The organism is Janthinobacterium sp. GW823-FHT03B06, from assembly GCF_058796955.1.
Map to the genome: position 1 here is coordinate 229,216 of NZ_JBXAJE010000001.1, position 12,984 is coordinate 242,199.

Here is a 12,984-nt window from a genome sequence, read left to right on the forward strand (position 1 = left end):
AGTCAATCTCGTGCAGGGCCAAGTTGTTTGTTGGCATTAACAAAGTTGATGCCAAAAGCCAGCAGCAAAGCAGCAGCGGCGAAACCTGCGGCAAGCCAGAGGTTGGCCGAGAGGCCCAGCCTGTCCACGGCTTGACCGCCGGCCCACGCCCCGAGCGCAATGCCGATATTGAAGACTCCCACATACAGCGCGGCGACGATCTCCACGGCCCCGGGCGCCGCCTTCAGCATCAAGGTCATCAGGCCGACCGATACGCCGCCGTAGGCCAGTCCCCAAGCCAGCAAGACCACGCCGCCAGCGATGCTGGAGTCGCCGACAGCCAGAAACAGCAGTGGCGTGAGCAGCAGGCCGCCCGCGATGGCTAGGATGGTTGGCGCTGCGCGCCGCGCCGCAACGCCGCCGGCCAGGAAGTTGCCAATGATGCCCGCGAAGCCATAGGAAAACAGCAGTGTGCCCAGCCATTGCGCATTAAACCCCGATATCGACAGCAGCAGCGGGCGCACGAAGGTAAAGGCCGTGAAATGGCTGGTTACAAGCAACAGGGTCAGGAGCAGCCCCGCCTGCAACTGCCGGTTGTGCAGCTGTTTGCCGAATTGGCGCAAGGTCGTCGAACCGGCAGCGGGCAGGGCGGGAATGACAGCCAGATGCAGCACCAGTACCAGGCCGCTGAACAGCGCCATGGCGCCGAAGGCCCAGCGCCATCCTGCAACGTCGCCGATTTGTGCGCCTAGCGGCACACCCAGCACGGAAGCGGCCGCCACGCCACCGAAGATAATCGACGTTGCCAGGCCGATCGAGCGGGCAGGAACAAGCCGGGACGCCAGACCGCCGGCGATGGCCCAGATTCCGCCCATGCAAAAACCGACGAGAACACGTGCCGCCAGCATCCACGCCATGTTCTGCGCCAGAGCCGAGGCTATGTTTGCGAGCAACAATAGAGTGAGCAAGCCACAGAGAATTGTGCGCCGGTCCAGGTTTCCCGAGACGATCACGACCAGCGGCGCGAACAAGGCCGCCAGCAATGCCGGCAGCGAGATCATCAGCCCGGCGGTTCCGGTGGAGGTGCCCAAGGTGTCAGCGATCGGCGTCAACAGGCCGACCGGCAGCATTTCCGTCGTCACGACCGAAAAGGTGGCCATGCCGACAGCGCTGACCGCCAGCCACGGGTGGCGGACAGCCGTTTCTGCGGCAGCGTAGGGGGACGTACTCATGGTGCATATCCTTCATTTGATCATTCGATAAACGGCTTGTGCCGGTAAAGGCGGCGTCGGACCGCTGCTATGCAGTGGCAGCGGATGCCAAAGGGGATCGATATCGGTCCCTGCATGCGATGCTTGCAGCGGAGACGCGTCCCAGTGATAATACATACATCGCGTATGAATAGTATATATTCATACGCACTGTATGTAAACAATCATACGTTATGTATGTAAGGAGAAAGCAATGGTTCGCCGCACGCGTGTGGAGATGGAAGAAACCCGGGCATCGTTGCTGGCTACCGCCCGCACAGTGTTCAGCGAGCGCGGTTATGCCGATACGTCAATGGACGACCTCACCGCGCAGGCAGGACTGACGCGTGGTGCGCTGTATCATCACTTCGGCGATAAGAAGGGCTTGCTGCTGGCGGTGGTAGAGCAGATCGACGCGGAAATGGATGGTCGCCTGCAAAGCATCTCCGACAGCGCTGGCGATCTGTGGGAAGGCTTTCGCCATCGCTGCCGTGCCTATCTGGAGATGGCCTTGGAGCCGGAAATTCAGCGCATCGTTTTACGCGATGCCAGGGCGGTGCTGGGAGGCGCTTCACCGGACTCGCAGCGTCATTGCCTCGAGTCGATGCAAGGGCTTATCCGCGAGCTGATTCATCAAGGCATCGTGGCCGACACTTGCCCAGAGGCACTGGCTTCGATGATCTACGGCAGTCTCGCAGAAGCGGCGTTCTGGATCGCCGACGGTGACGAAGGCAATGCGCGCTTGATAAAAGGAGTTGCGGCATTGGATTTGCTTCTACGTGGGCTGTTACTAAAGAGGTAATCGTGAAAAGTGGCAATCTCATCAGAAGCGGACCTTTCCGTAGAACCCTTGAGATTAATTTTATTGCAACCATATGAAATCTTGGATGACTGAAGCCAAACCAGTTTCGTTGCTGAATGTAGAGCTTTGCTTTCTCTTGAAGAAAGAGTTCTATTTCGGTCCGGACAGACATGCAGGCGTGGACACGTCAACATGTACACAGTGCCTTCAGCCGCCTTCATTTCCACGGTCTGAACCATCCATGGTACTTACGTCCGAACTTGGCGGACGAGAGGGCGAGTTGGCTGCCTACTACCGGCAGGTGGTGGAATTGGCTATCTGCCATGGAATGAATTTCAATTCGATTCGCCACCACTTCTGGGTGCGGTTGTGGATGTGGAATGGCAGGGGTGAGCTTTGAATGGTTCAATCATTAACACGGAGGAAAAATATGCAAGTCAAGCGTATCGTTGCCAATGTCCCCGTGTCAGATCCGGGCCTGGCGCGGAGGTTTTACGAGGAGGTGCTGGGCCTGAGCCTGCTGATGGACCACGGCTGGATCATGACGTATGGTGCGCAAACCGAGATGAGTGTTCAAGTGAGCTTCGCCAAGCAAGGCGGCTCGAACACGGCCGTGCCAGACCTGTCGATTGAAGTCGATGACGTCGATACCGCATTTGCACGCATGGTTGCCGCAGGGTTTGCCATCGAGTATGGGCTGAGCGATGAGCCCTGGGGCGTCAGGCGCTTTTTCGTGCGCGACCCTTTCGGCAAGCTCATCAATATTCTGTCGCACACATAGACAAGATGCCAACGGCGGCTTCGCGCCGCCAGCGGGCCAATGCCACCCGGCGCCGGCCTGTGTAAAAGGGCTGGCGCGCCTCCCAATCTGTTGTACAATCATTGAGAACGGTCGTGCTTTTTTGTGCGCTGAGCTTCCTTGCGTGCAGGCATCACGGCAACTCATAAGAACAAGGAGACAGACATGGACCTGCATTACACGGCCGGGGAGACGGCGTTCCGCGACATGGTGCGCGCCTTCCTCGACACCCATCTGCCGGCGGACTTGCAACGCAAGGTGCGCCAGCATTTGCGCCTGGTCAAGGACGACTATGTGCGCTGGCACAAGATTGTCGCGCAACAAGGCTGGGCCGCGCCGGCCTGGCCCGTCGAATACGGCGGCACGGGCTGGACGTCCGTGCAGCGCCATATCTGGGAAGACGAGTGCGCGCGCGTCGCCACGCCCCCGATTTTGCCGTTCGGCATCAACATGGTGGCGCCCGTCATCATGGCCTTCGCCAACGCCGAACAAAAGGCATATTATCTGCCGCGCATTTTGAATTGCGACGACTGGTGGTGCCAGGGCTATTCGGAGCCCGGTGCCGGTTCCGACCTCGCCTCGCTGAAAACCACGGCCGAGCGCGACGGCGACCATTACATCGTCAATGGCCAGAAAACCTGGACCACCCTGGGCCAGCACGCGGACATGATCTTTTGCCTGGTGCGCACGGATAGCACGGTGCGCAAGCAGGAAGGCATCAGTTTCTTGCTGATCGACATGAAAACGCCGGGCATCACCGTGCGCCCCATCATCATGCTCGACGAAGAGCACGAAGTGAACGAAGTCTTTTTTGACAATGTGCGCGTGCCCGTCAGCAATCTGGTCGGCCAGGAAAACAAGGGCTGGACCTACGCCAAGTATCTGCTGGGGCACGAGCGCACGGGCATCGCCGCCGTGGGCCGCTCGAAGCGCGAATTGACTTTCCTCAAGCAGCTGGCCATGCAGCAAACCAAGCGCGGCGCGCCGCTGCTGCACGATCCCGCGTTTGCCGCCAAGGTCGCTACCCTGGAAATCGAATTGATGGCGCTGGAAATGACGGTCTTGCGCGTCATCAGCGAAGAGGGCAAGGGGCCGGGACCGCAGGCGTCGATGCTGAAGGTGCGCGGCTCGGAACTGCAGCAGCAACTGACGGAACTGATGGTCGAAGCCATCGGCCCGCAAGCCTTGCCTTTCGATCCGGCATTTCTTGACGGCGGGGCGCCGCACAGCAGCGCTGGCGACGACCTGACCGCGCCGCTGGCCGCGTATTACTTCAATTACCGCAAGACATCGATCTATGGCGGCTCAAATGAAATCCAGAAAAACATCATCACGCAGATGATCCTGGGCCTGTAAGCCAGAAGGAGACGACATGGACTTCCATTTTAATCAGGAACAGCAGCAATTCGCCGACGCGCTCCGGCGCTGGGTCGACAAGGATTACCCGTTTGAGACGCGGCAAACCATCATCCATTCCGCCACAGGTACGTCCGATGCCGCCTGGGCCACCCTGGCCGAGCTGGGCATGACGGCCTTGCCGCTGCCGGCCGCCGCGGGCGGTTTCGACGGCACGGCCGTCGATATGCTGCTGGTGATGCAGGAACTGGGGCGTGGCCTCGTGGTCGAACCGTATTTCGCCACCGTGCTGGGCGCGCGCTTCTTGACCCTGGCGGGCGGCCATGATGCGGTGCTGGAACAGGTCGCCAGCGGCAGCCTGAAGCTCGCGTGCGCGCTCGGTGAACGCCAGTCGCGCCACGACCTGCACGATATCGCCACGACGGCCACGGCCAGCGGCGACGGTTTCGTGCTCGACGGCGAGAAAACCGTCGTCATCCATGGCGCCCAGGCGGATTCCCTGATCGTGTCGGCGCGCAGCGGCGGCGGCCAGGATGAGACGGAGGGCATTTCGCTGTTCCTCGTGCCCGTCGACGCGCCCGGCGTTTCCGTGCGCGATTGCCGCACCATCGACGGCCAGCGCGCCGCCACCGTGACCCTCGTGCAAGTGGTGCTGGGGCATGAGGCGCTGGTCGGACAAAAGGGGCAGGGCTGGCCCGTGCTCGATGCCGCACTCGACTATGGCGCCGCCTTGCTGTGCGCGGAAGCCGTGGGCGCCATGGACGCCATCTTTGCCGCCACGCTCGACTACTTGAAGACGCGCCAGCAGTTTGGCGCACCGATCGGCAAATTCCAGGCCCTGCAGCACCGCATGGCCGACATGTTCATCCACCTGGAGCAAGCCCGTTCGATGGCCATGCTGGCCGCCGCCAAGGCCGATAGCGACGACGCGTCTGAGCGCCGCCGTACCGTGTCCGCCGCCAAGGCGCGGGTGGGCCTGGCCGCCACCTTTGTCGGCCAGCAAGCCGTGCAATTGCATGGCGGCATGGGCGTGACGGACGAATTGCCTGCCGCCCACCATTTCAAGCGCCTCTCCATGATCGCCCTGACCCTGGGCGACGTGGACCATCACATCGAGCGCTTTATCGCCCAGCCGGGCTTCTTGCCGACGGAGACCGCATGACCGCATCGACCGCTATTGCCCCGAAACACTGGTATTTCGAAGACTTTACGCAAGGCCTGGAAATCGACCTGGGCCAGCGCCACGTGACAGAAAAGGAAATCATCGCCTTCGCCACGGATTTCGACCCGCAGCCGTTTCACGTCGACCATGCTGCGGCGGAAAAGACCATTTTCAAGGGCGTCATCGCCAGCGGCTGGCATACCTGCGGCATGATGATGCGGGTGGTGGTCGATAACCTGCTCAAGCATTCGTCCAGCATGGGCTCGCCCGGCCTGGACAGCATCCGCTGGCTCAAACCCGTGCGCGCAGGTGACACCCTGCAACTGACCTACCAGGTCAAGGAAGTGCGCCCGTCCACCTCGAAGCCGGACCGCGGCATCGTCATTTCCGTGTGGAGCGTGCGCAACCAGCATGGCGAAGTGGTGACCACCGTCGAAGGCATGGACATGTTCGGGCGCCGTCCGGCAGGAGAGCACCATGCGTGATATCGCCGGCATCGCCGGTTTCCAGGCCTTGTCGGGACAGCACGTGGCCGTCTCCGACTGGCTCACCATCACGCAGCAGCGCATCGATACCTTTGCCGACGCCACGGACGACCATCAGTGGATCCATGTGGACGCCGAGCGCTGCGCGCGCGAGTCGCCGTACGGCTGCACCGTGGCGCACGGTTTCCTGACCTTGTCCCTGTTGCCCGCCATGCTACAGGGTGCGCTGCACATGGCCGGCATCCGCATGGCCATCAACTATGGCCTGAACAAAGTGCGCTTCCCCGCGCCCGTGCCCGTCGGCAGCCGCCTGCGCGCGCGGCTCGACATCCTCTCCGTCGAGGACGTGCCGGAAGGGGCGCAAGTGAACTGGGCCGTGACAATGGAGAGGGAAGGCGACACGAAACCCGTGTGCGTGGCGGAATTTTTGATGCGCTGCTATCCCTGAGCGGCAAGCTGAGCCCACATCGCAGGTCGGCGTAGGTCGGCTTAGCCCGCAGGGCGTAAGCCGACGCATGCGCGCGCGCCTCCTCTTTACTCCCCCTCCGACGCGCAATACCTGTCCCGCCCCGTCTGCTTGGCGCGGTACAGCAGGGCGTCGGCGGCGCGGATCAGGGCGCTGGGGTCCATGCCTTCCGTGGGCATGACGCTGGCCATGCCCAGGCTGACGGTGACGTGCGGGCCGGCGCTCGATCTGGCGTGGGCAATTTGCAGCGCGCGCACTTCGTCGAGGATGCGCTGGGCCACCACTTCGGCGCCGTCGCGCGTTTCCTGCGGCAGCAGGATGATGAATTCCTCGCCGCCGTAGCGCGCCAGCAGGTCGGGCGGGCGCACGGCGCAGCGGCGCAGGGCGTCGCTCACCTGCTGCAGGCACAGGTCGCCCGCCTGGTGGCCATACGTGTCGTTGTAATCCTTGAAGTGGTCGATATCGGCCATGATGAGGGCCATCGGCACGCCGTCGCGCGCGCAGCGCCGCCATTCGCTGTCCATCGTGTCATTGAAGCTGCGCCGGTTGGCCACGCCCGTCAGCGTATCCGTCAGCGACAGCTCGCGCATGGCGTCGGCCTGCCGCTTGATGGTCAGCTGGCTGCGCACGCGGGCCCGCACGACGGCTGCGTTGAACGGTTTCGTGATGAAATCGACGGCGCCCGCTTCCAGCGCCCGCGTCTCGTCCTCGGGCTGGTTCAGGGCCGTGACGAAAATGACGGGAATGGCGCTCAGGATGGCCGATTCGCGCAGCGCATTGCAGACGGCGTAGCCATCCATGCCGGGCATGACGGCGTCGAGCAGGATCAGGTCCGGCAGTTGATTATGCGCAATTTCCAGCGCCTTCTCTCCGCTCAGGGCGAACAGCACCTCGTGTTCCTCGCGCAGCAACTGGTGCAGGATCTGGATGTTTTCCATGGCGTCATCGACGATGAGGATGCGCCCGTTCATGGCAAGGTTGGTCCAGCTCACTTGTTTTCCTCTCGTTTCAGCTGATCGAGCACGAGTTTTTCCGCTTCGGAAAAATTCAGGGTTTCGATCGCGTTGGCCAGCGCCAGGGCCGCTTCCCGGTCTGATTGTTGCAGGGCGGGGTGCAGCGCGTGGAATTGGGCCAGCGCCTTCAGGTTATTGTTGCGGATCAGGACAAGCAAGTCGGCCAGGCCGGCGCGCAGGTCGGGCGGCGCGCTGCCGGGTGCGGCGGGTGCACCCTGCCCGCGCCGCAGGGGCGAGGGCAGGGTGCGCGCCGCTTCGATGACTTCGGCCATCGCCAGTTCCAGCTGTCCCAGCAAGGCGGGTGTCGCGTGCGATTGCGCCGTTTTCAGCGTTTTTTCCGCCTCGCCTGCCAGGCTGGCGACGTGGGCCGCGCCCAGGTTGGCCGCCACGCCGCATACGCGGTGCAGCAGCTGCGCCGCCTGCCGCGTCTGGCCGGCGGCCAGCAGGCGCCGCGTGTCCTCGACGGCGTCGCCTTGCGAATTTTCAAAGCGCTTGAGCAGGGCCAGGAAGGCGCCGTAGTCGCCGCCGAAGCGGTGCAGGGCCGCCGCCAGGTCGATGCCGGGCACCGTGGCCGGCACATCGGCCATCCACGCGACGGCGTTCGCGGCCGGCATGGCGCTGCCGCCAGTGCCCGCACCCGGCGGCGCCGGCACCAGCCGGGTCAGGGTCTCGATCATGTCGTCGACATCGATGGGCTTGGCCACATGCGCATTCATGCCGCTGGCGATGGCGCGCAGACGGTCCTCGTCCATGGCATTGGCCGTCATGGCGACGATGGGCAGGTCCGGCAAGCCCAGCGCGCGGATGGCCAGGGTGGCGTCGTAGCCGTTCATGACGGGCATCTGCAAATCCATCAGCACCACGTCCCAGGCGTCCGGTGTGCTCGTGAGCAAGTCGACGGCCAGCCGGCCGTTGGCGGCCACGGCCACGCGCGCGCCCGAGTGCAGCAGGATGTACTGCGCCACTTCCTGGTTGATTTCATTGTCTTCCACCAGCAGGACGCGCATACCTTCCAGCAAGCCCGACAAGGGCGTGGACACGGGCAGCGCGGAAGGAGCGCTACGGCCTTCGCGCACGGCCGTCACGGCCGCCAGCAGGCGTGCCGGGGTGGCCGGTTTCGAGACGATGCCGGCCAGCATCAGGCTGTCGGCCAGGCGTTCGAGGTTTTCGCTGTCCTGGTCGGCCACCAGCATGATCACGGGCGGCAGCGCCAAGAGCGCATCGGCGCGCGCCTCGGTGAGCATGGAAATGCCATCCATGCCTGGCATGGCCGCGTCGAGCAGCACCAGGTCTGCCGGCGGCAAGCCGTCCGGGCCACCGGCCTGGCGCAGCAAGGCCAGGCCGGCCGCGCCGCTGTCGGCGCTGCGGCTGTGCCAGCCCTGCGCCGCGCACCAGTCTTCCAGCATGGCGCGCACGCTGGCGTTGTCGTCGATGATCAGCAGCGACAGGGCCCTGGGCGCGCCCTTGCCGCGCGGCTCGTGCGGCGCCGCCGCCTTGCCGAAGCGGCAGCGGAAGCGGAAGTCGGAACCCTGGCCCAGCGCGCTTTTCACGCTGAGCTGGCCGCCCATCAATTCCACCATGCGCCGGCAAATGGCCAGCCCCAATCCCGTGCCGCCGTATTTGCGGCTGGTGCCGCTGTCGCCTTGGGAAAACGCGTCGAAGATGCGTTCCTGCTCGGCCGCGCCGATGCCGATGCCCGTGTCGCGCACGGAAAACTCCAGGGTCACGCTGGCCGCGTCCTCGGCCGCCATGCCGATGGACAGCACCACTTCGCCATGCGAAGTGAATTTGACGGCGTTGCCCACCAGATTGATCAGGATCTGTTCCACGCGCAGGGCGTCGCCGATCAGTTCATCGGGCACGCCCGGGTCGAGCACGAACACGGGCTCCACGCCGCGCGCCCAGGCGCTGCTGGCCAGCAGCACGCCGACGCTGCCGAGCATGCGTTCGAGCTGGAAGCGGCGCTGTTCCAGCACCATCTGTCCCGCCTCGATCTTGGAAAAATCGAGCACATCGTTGACGATATGGAGCAGCGACTGCGTGGCCATCTGGATCTTGCCGACGTAGCTGCGCTCGCGCCGTTCCAGCGGCGACTCTTCCAGCAGGCGCGCCAGGCCGATGATGGCGTTCATCGGCGTGCGGATTTCATGGCTCATGTTGGCGACGAATTCGCTCTTCGCCGTGCTGGCCGCCTCGGCCTTGTCGCGCGCGCGCACCATCTGCTCATTGAGTTCGTGCAGGCGCAATTCCGTGCGCTTGAGCTCGGAGACGTCCGAGGCCAGCACGAAGAAGCCGCGCACGCCGCCGCTGTCGTCGACGTCGGGGATGTAATTGGTCCACGTATGGCAGACCTGGCCCGTGGGGTCGAGCAGGTCGCGCTCGAAGCTTTGCGGCCGGCCCGCCAGCACGCCCTCGACGTGGGGCGCATACACGTCGAACAGTTCCTGCCCCAGCAATTCGCTCATGTGGATGCCGGCCAGTTCGGCGCTGCTGCGGCCAAACCATTCATTATAGAAATTATTTGCGAATCGGCAACGCAAGTCGGCACCCCAGTACGACACCATGCCGGGCAGGTTGTCGGTGACGGTGCGGATGAAGCGCTCGCTCTGTTCCAGGCGCAAGGTGGTGGCGTGCAGCACCTCGGTGGCGCGCTTGCGCTCCGTGATATCGATCGATACCCCCAGCACGTGGCTGGCGCGCCCCGCGTCGTCGCGCAGCACCACCTTGCGCGTGGTGAAGTGGCGCGTGGTGCCGTCGGCCGTGTTGATCGGCTCCTGTTCGATTTCCACCATCTGCCCCGTGGCCAGCAGCTTGCGGTCGGCGCTGACGAAGGCGGCCGCCTGCTGCGGCGGGAAGAAATCGTGGTCTGTCTTGCCCAGCAATTGCTCGCGCGAGCGTCCCAGGGTCAGTTCCGCGTGGCGGTTGACCATTTCAAAGCTCAGCTTGTCGGCGCGCTTGACGAAGACCATGGCCGGGATGTTTTCAATGATGGTGCCGAACAGGTGTTTCGAGCGGCGAAATTCCGCTTCGCTGCGCTTGCGCTCGCTAATGTCGAGCCACAGGCCCGACACGCCCAGCAACTGCTGCTCGGGGCCGAAAATCGGGTGATACGAGACGATCCAGTGGCTCAGCTGTTCGCGCTGCCGCCCGCCATGGCCCTGCAATTCGAGGTCGACGATGGGCGATCCCGTTTCGAGCACCTGGCGCACGCAGCGTTCCACCTCCATGCGCACGGCGGCGTCGAACAGCATGGCGCCCACGGGACGGCCCAGATGCTGCGCCACGCTGGCCCCGTGGATGGCGGCCAGGTACTGGTTGATCATGACGACGCGCAAGTCCAGTCCCACGAACAGCATGCCGATGGGCGCCGTCGCGTAGACGGTTTCCAGCAGGCGCGTGGATTTTTCCAGGGCCAGGGTGCGCTCGCTCACCAGGCTTTCGAGCTGTGTGCGGTGGCGCCGCAAGTCGCGTTCCAGCGCGCCCAGCGCGGCTGCCATGTCGGCCGATTCGCGGTCCGTGTGCTTGTTCGAAAGCAGGGGTTTGCCTTGCGCCAGCGCATGGATCTGCACGGTCAGTTCCTGCAGGGTGCGGGCCAGGCGGCCGCCCACACGCCAGGCCAGGGCAAAGCCGGCGCCCAGCAGCAGGGCCAGGATGAGGGAGCCGGTGACGACGGAGCGCAGCAGGGCTTCGGCCACCGTGCTGGTGCGGATGGTGACGGCCACCGTCCAGGCGTCGTCCGGCGCGCGGCGAAAGCCCGTATACACGTCGATGCCTTCCAGGGTGGCGTGGCGCAGCACGCCTTCGCGCTGCTGGCGTATCTGCTCCAGCAAGGGGGCCGGGCTGCGCTGGCCCACATAGCGCTGGGGCGCCAGGGTGCGCGCCACGTTGATGCCGTCGGCGTTGACGATGGCCGCGCCCAGGTAGGCCGGCAGGTGCAGCTCGCGCAGCAGCAAGGGCAGGTAGTCGGGCGGGTACAGCGCCGTCAGCACATAGGCGGGTCCCTTGTTACGCGGCAAGCGTTGGTTCAGGGCCAGCCGCGGCACCTCGTCCGGCGACGTCAGCAAACTGGTCAGCCGTGGCTTGCCGTAGTCGCGCGCGCGGTCCATGCTGGCGGCCCATTTTTGCGGCAAAGGGGGCGGTGTCTGGCCGGCGGGCAGCGATGTATTGATGAGCTGGCGTCCCTTGGCGTCGGAGACGATGAAGGCGCTGACGGCCAGGCCCGGCTGCAGCAGGCTGCCGGCCAGGGCGCGCAGGGCGTCGATATCGTCGTCTTGCAGGGCGGGCGAGTCGGCCATGAGGCGCGCGGCCATCTGGGCGCCGCTCAAGTCGCGTTCGATGGCGGCGGAGACGGCGCGCGCCGCCTGCGCCGTTTCGCTGACGACATGGTCGCGTTCGCGCGTGTAGCTTTGCGCCACGAGCAGGAGAAACACGAGGGCCGTCGGAATGACCCAGGCGAACACCAGCCATGAAATTCTTGAGCGTATCGAAGGCAAATCTTGCACCCGGAAAGCTCCCAGAATGGATGAGTCGACAGGCAGGCTCACGCTGGCGCTGGCTGACCTTGAATGAAAAGATGCTAGACGAAATTGATTGTTCTGACAAGCCTAGTTTCTTGGATGGAAAAAAGGTTGCGCAAGGAATACAGAAGGGAGGTGACGCCCCTCCCGCCGTGGCGGCGGGAGGGCAAGGAAACTTAGGGGACCACGGTCAGCACATCGACATCGATTTCCGGGCTTTCCATGAAATCCTTTTCCACTTCGCCGCGAATTTCCACGCGGGTCCTGGCGTCGATCTGGCGGTTCATGAAGACCTTGTCGTCGATGTCCACGCGGATTTCCGCCGTGCCGTCGGAAAACGTGTATTTCTCGTTCCCCACTTTGCGCAGCAGGTGGCCGCGCAGCACGACGGCCTGGTCGTCGACGGGATTTTTCAGGATGGCGGCCACATTGCCGGGCGCGGCCGGGCCGGCTGTCGGGCCCACGTACTGGGCGTGCGCGCCGCCGGCCAGCAAGGCGCAGGCGGCGGCCAGGGAGACGATGAGTTTGCGGTGCAGTGGCATGGTATTCCTTCGATAGTGAGTGGCGGCTCAGAAAAAGACGGCGGTGCGGGGGATGATAGCACCGGTATTGCCATAGGGCATGTTCGCCCGGACGCTGCCCGTGCTGGCCACGCCATCGTCGAGTTTGCTGTCGATCTGCTCGGCGTAGCCTTCGGGCAGGTTGTCGAAACGGATGCCGTTGCCGGCCCGTCCGCCCACTTCATCGTTGTACAGGTAGACGGCGCCGCCCTGGGCGCTGGTCATGAATTGCGAGGTGCCGTTGAACGAGCCGGTAATGAAGCCGCCCAGCGCAAGGTGCTGCGGCGCCAGCGTGAATTCGCGCGGCTGGCCGTCGCCGATCTGGCCGTCGCCATTGCCGTTGCCGGCCGAATTGGGCACGTGTACGGTGCCCTGGATATCGTCGCCGGGCAGGGCGCGGAATTTGTCCTGGTAGGCGTTGACGGCGGCCGTCAGCGCATTCGACTGCTGGATGATGTTTTTCACCTTGGCGCTGTCGATCAAGCCTTGTCCCTTGAGCACGCCGCCGAGCAGCAAGCCGATGATGACCAGGACGATGGCGATTTCTACGAGCGTAAAGCCGTGCTGGCGGCGTGGGAGCATGGGATTTCCTTGG

12 protein-coding genes are annotated in these 12,984 nt (G+C 64.1%); 7 read left to right on the forward strand and 5 right to left on the reverse strand.

The window, feature by feature from the left end; genetic code table 11:
• Positions 1-2 precede the first annotated feature (2 nt).
• Positions 3-1,211 (reverse strand): MFS transporter, encoded by a 1,209-nt coding sequence (locus tag AC1RBA_RS01090; protein WP_492416106.1) that lies wholly within the window; start codon positions 1,209-1,211, stop codon positions 3-5.
• A gap of 232 nt (positions 1,212-1,443) precedes the next feature.
• Here AC1RBA_RS01090 and AC1RBA_RS01095 point away from each other — a divergent pair, with 232 nt between their 5' ends.
• The 7 genes from AC1RBA_RS01095 (at position 1,444) to AC1RBA_RS01125 (ending at position 6,281) form a co-directional block, all read left to right on the forward strand.
• Positions 1,444-2,031, forward strand: a complete 588-nt coding sequence (locus tag AC1RBA_RS01095) for a TetR/AcrR family transcriptional regulator (RefSeq protein ID WP_070222914.1) — start codon at positions 1,444-1,446, stop codon at positions 2,029-2,031.
• Between the two features lie 85 nt (positions 2,032-2,116).
• The gene (locus AC1RBA_RS01100) at positions 2,117-2,431 is read left to right on the forward strand and encodes a hypothetical protein (protein WP_492416108.1); all 315 of its coding nucleotides are present in this window, start codon (positions 2,117-2,119) and stop codon (positions 2,429-2,431) included.
• 30 nt (positions 2,432-2,461) lie between these two features.
• A complete protein-coding gene (locus AC1RBA_RS01105) occupies positions 2,462-2,812 on the forward strand; it encodes a VOC family protein (protein WP_099411435.1) in 351 nt (116 codons plus the stop codon).
• A 183-nt stretch (positions 2,813-2,995) separates the two neighbouring features.
• Positions 2,996-4,186: an acyl-CoA dehydrogenase family protein gene (locus tag AC1RBA_RS01110; RefSeq protein ID WP_492416110.1), complete on the forward strand. Its 1,191-nt coding sequence runs from the start codon at positions 2,996-2,998 to the stop codon at positions 4,184-4,186.
• Between the two features lie 16 nt (positions 4,187-4,202).
• Entirely contained in the window at positions 4,203-5,348 is a 1,146-nt protein-coding gene (locus AC1RBA_RS01115; protein WP_492416112.1) for an acyl-CoA dehydrogenase family protein, read from the forward strand.
• Positions 5,345-5,833 carry a MaoC family dehydratase gene (locus AC1RBA_RS01120; RefSeq protein WP_492416114.1) on the forward strand — a complete coding sequence of 163 codons (489 nt, stop codon included), beginning with the start codon at positions 5,345-5,347 and terminating at the stop codon, positions 5,831-5,833. The genes AC1RBA_RS01115 and AC1RBA_RS01120 overlap by 4 nt, the downstream gene beginning before the upstream one ends.
• A complete protein-coding gene (locus AC1RBA_RS01125; RefSeq protein WP_070222902.1) occupies positions 5,826-6,281 on the forward strand; it encodes a MaoC family dehydratase in 456 nt (151 codons plus the stop codon). Before AC1RBA_RS01120 ends, AC1RBA_RS01125 begins: the two co-directional genes overlap by 8 nt.
• Before the next feature lie 86 nt (positions 6,282-6,367).
• On the opposite strand, the gene AC1RBA_RS01130 is transcribed toward AC1RBA_RS01125, so the two are convergent.
• The 4 genes from AC1RBA_RS01130 to AC1RBA_RS01145 all read right to left on the reverse strand — a co-directional run bounded on the left by AC1RBA_RS01130 (position 6,368) and on the right by AC1RBA_RS01145 (position 12,971).
• Entirely contained in the window at positions 6,368-7,291 is a 924-nt protein-coding gene (locus tag AC1RBA_RS01130) for a diguanylate cyclase domain-containing protein (protein WP_230504841.1), read from the reverse strand.
• Positions 7,288-11,772: a PAS domain-containing protein gene (locus AC1RBA_RS01135; protein ID WP_492416116.1), complete on the reverse strand. Its 4,485-nt coding sequence runs from the start codon at positions 11,770-11,772 to the stop codon at positions 7,288-7,290. Before AC1RBA_RS01135 ends, AC1RBA_RS01130 begins: the two co-directional genes overlap by 4 nt.
• 233 nt (positions 11,773-12,005) lie before the next feature.
• Positions 12,006-12,371, reverse strand: a complete 366-nt coding sequence (locus AC1RBA_RS01140; RefSeq protein WP_070222900.1) for a YgiW/YdeI family stress tolerance OB fold protein — start codon at positions 12,369-12,371, stop codon at positions 12,006-12,008.
• A 27-nt stretch (positions 12,372-12,398) separates the two neighbouring features.
• Complete coding sequence (locus AC1RBA_RS01145; RefSeq protein ID WP_070291219.1) at positions 12,399-12,971, reverse strand: prepilin-type N-terminal cleavage/methylation domain-containing protein; 573 nt, start codon at positions 12,969-12,971, stop codon at positions 12,399-12,401.
• Positions 12,972-12,984: the final 13 nt, after the last annotated feature.

Bases quoted from the DNA above. Each gene is read 5' to 3' on its own strand.
- AC1RBA_RS01090 (WP_492416106.1), bottom strand. From the start codon at position 1,211: ATGAGTACGTCCCCCTACGCTGCCGCAGAAACGGCTGTCCGCCACCCG.
- AC1RBA_RS01095 (WP_070222914.1), top strand. From the start codon at position 1,444: ATGGTTCGCCGCACGCGTGTGGAGATGGAAGAAACCCGGGCATCGTTG.
- AC1RBA_RS01100 (WP_492416108.1), top strand. From the start codon at position 2,117: ATGACTGAAGCCAAACCAGTTTCGTTGCTGAATGTAGAGCTTTGCTTT.
- AC1RBA_RS01105 (WP_099411435.1), top strand. From the start codon at position 2,462: ATGCAAGTCAAGCGTATCGTTGCCAATGTCCCCGTGTCAGATCCGGGC.
- AC1RBA_RS01110 (WP_492416110.1), top strand. From the start codon at position 2,996: ATGGACCTGCATTACACGGCCGGGGAGACGGCGTTCCGCGACATGGTG.
- AC1RBA_RS01115 (WP_492416112.1), top strand. From the start codon at position 4,203: ATGGACTTCCATTTTAATCAGGAACAGCAGCAATTCGCCGACGCGCTC.
- AC1RBA_RS01120 (WP_492416114.1), top strand. From the start codon at position 5,345: ATGACCGCATCGACCGCTATTGCCCCGAAACACTGGTATTTCGAAGAC.
- AC1RBA_RS01125 (WP_070222902.1), top strand. From the start codon at position 5,826: ATGCGTGATATCGCCGGCATCGCCGGTTTCCAGGCCTTGTCGGGACAG.
- AC1RBA_RS01140 (WP_070222900.1), bottom strand. From the start codon at position 12,371: ATGCCACTGCACCGCAAACTCATCGTCTCCCTGGCCGCCGCCTGCGCC.
- AC1RBA_RS01145 (WP_070291219.1), bottom strand. From the start codon at position 12,971: ATGCTCCCACGCCGCCAGCACGGCTTTACGCTCGTAGAAATCGCCATC.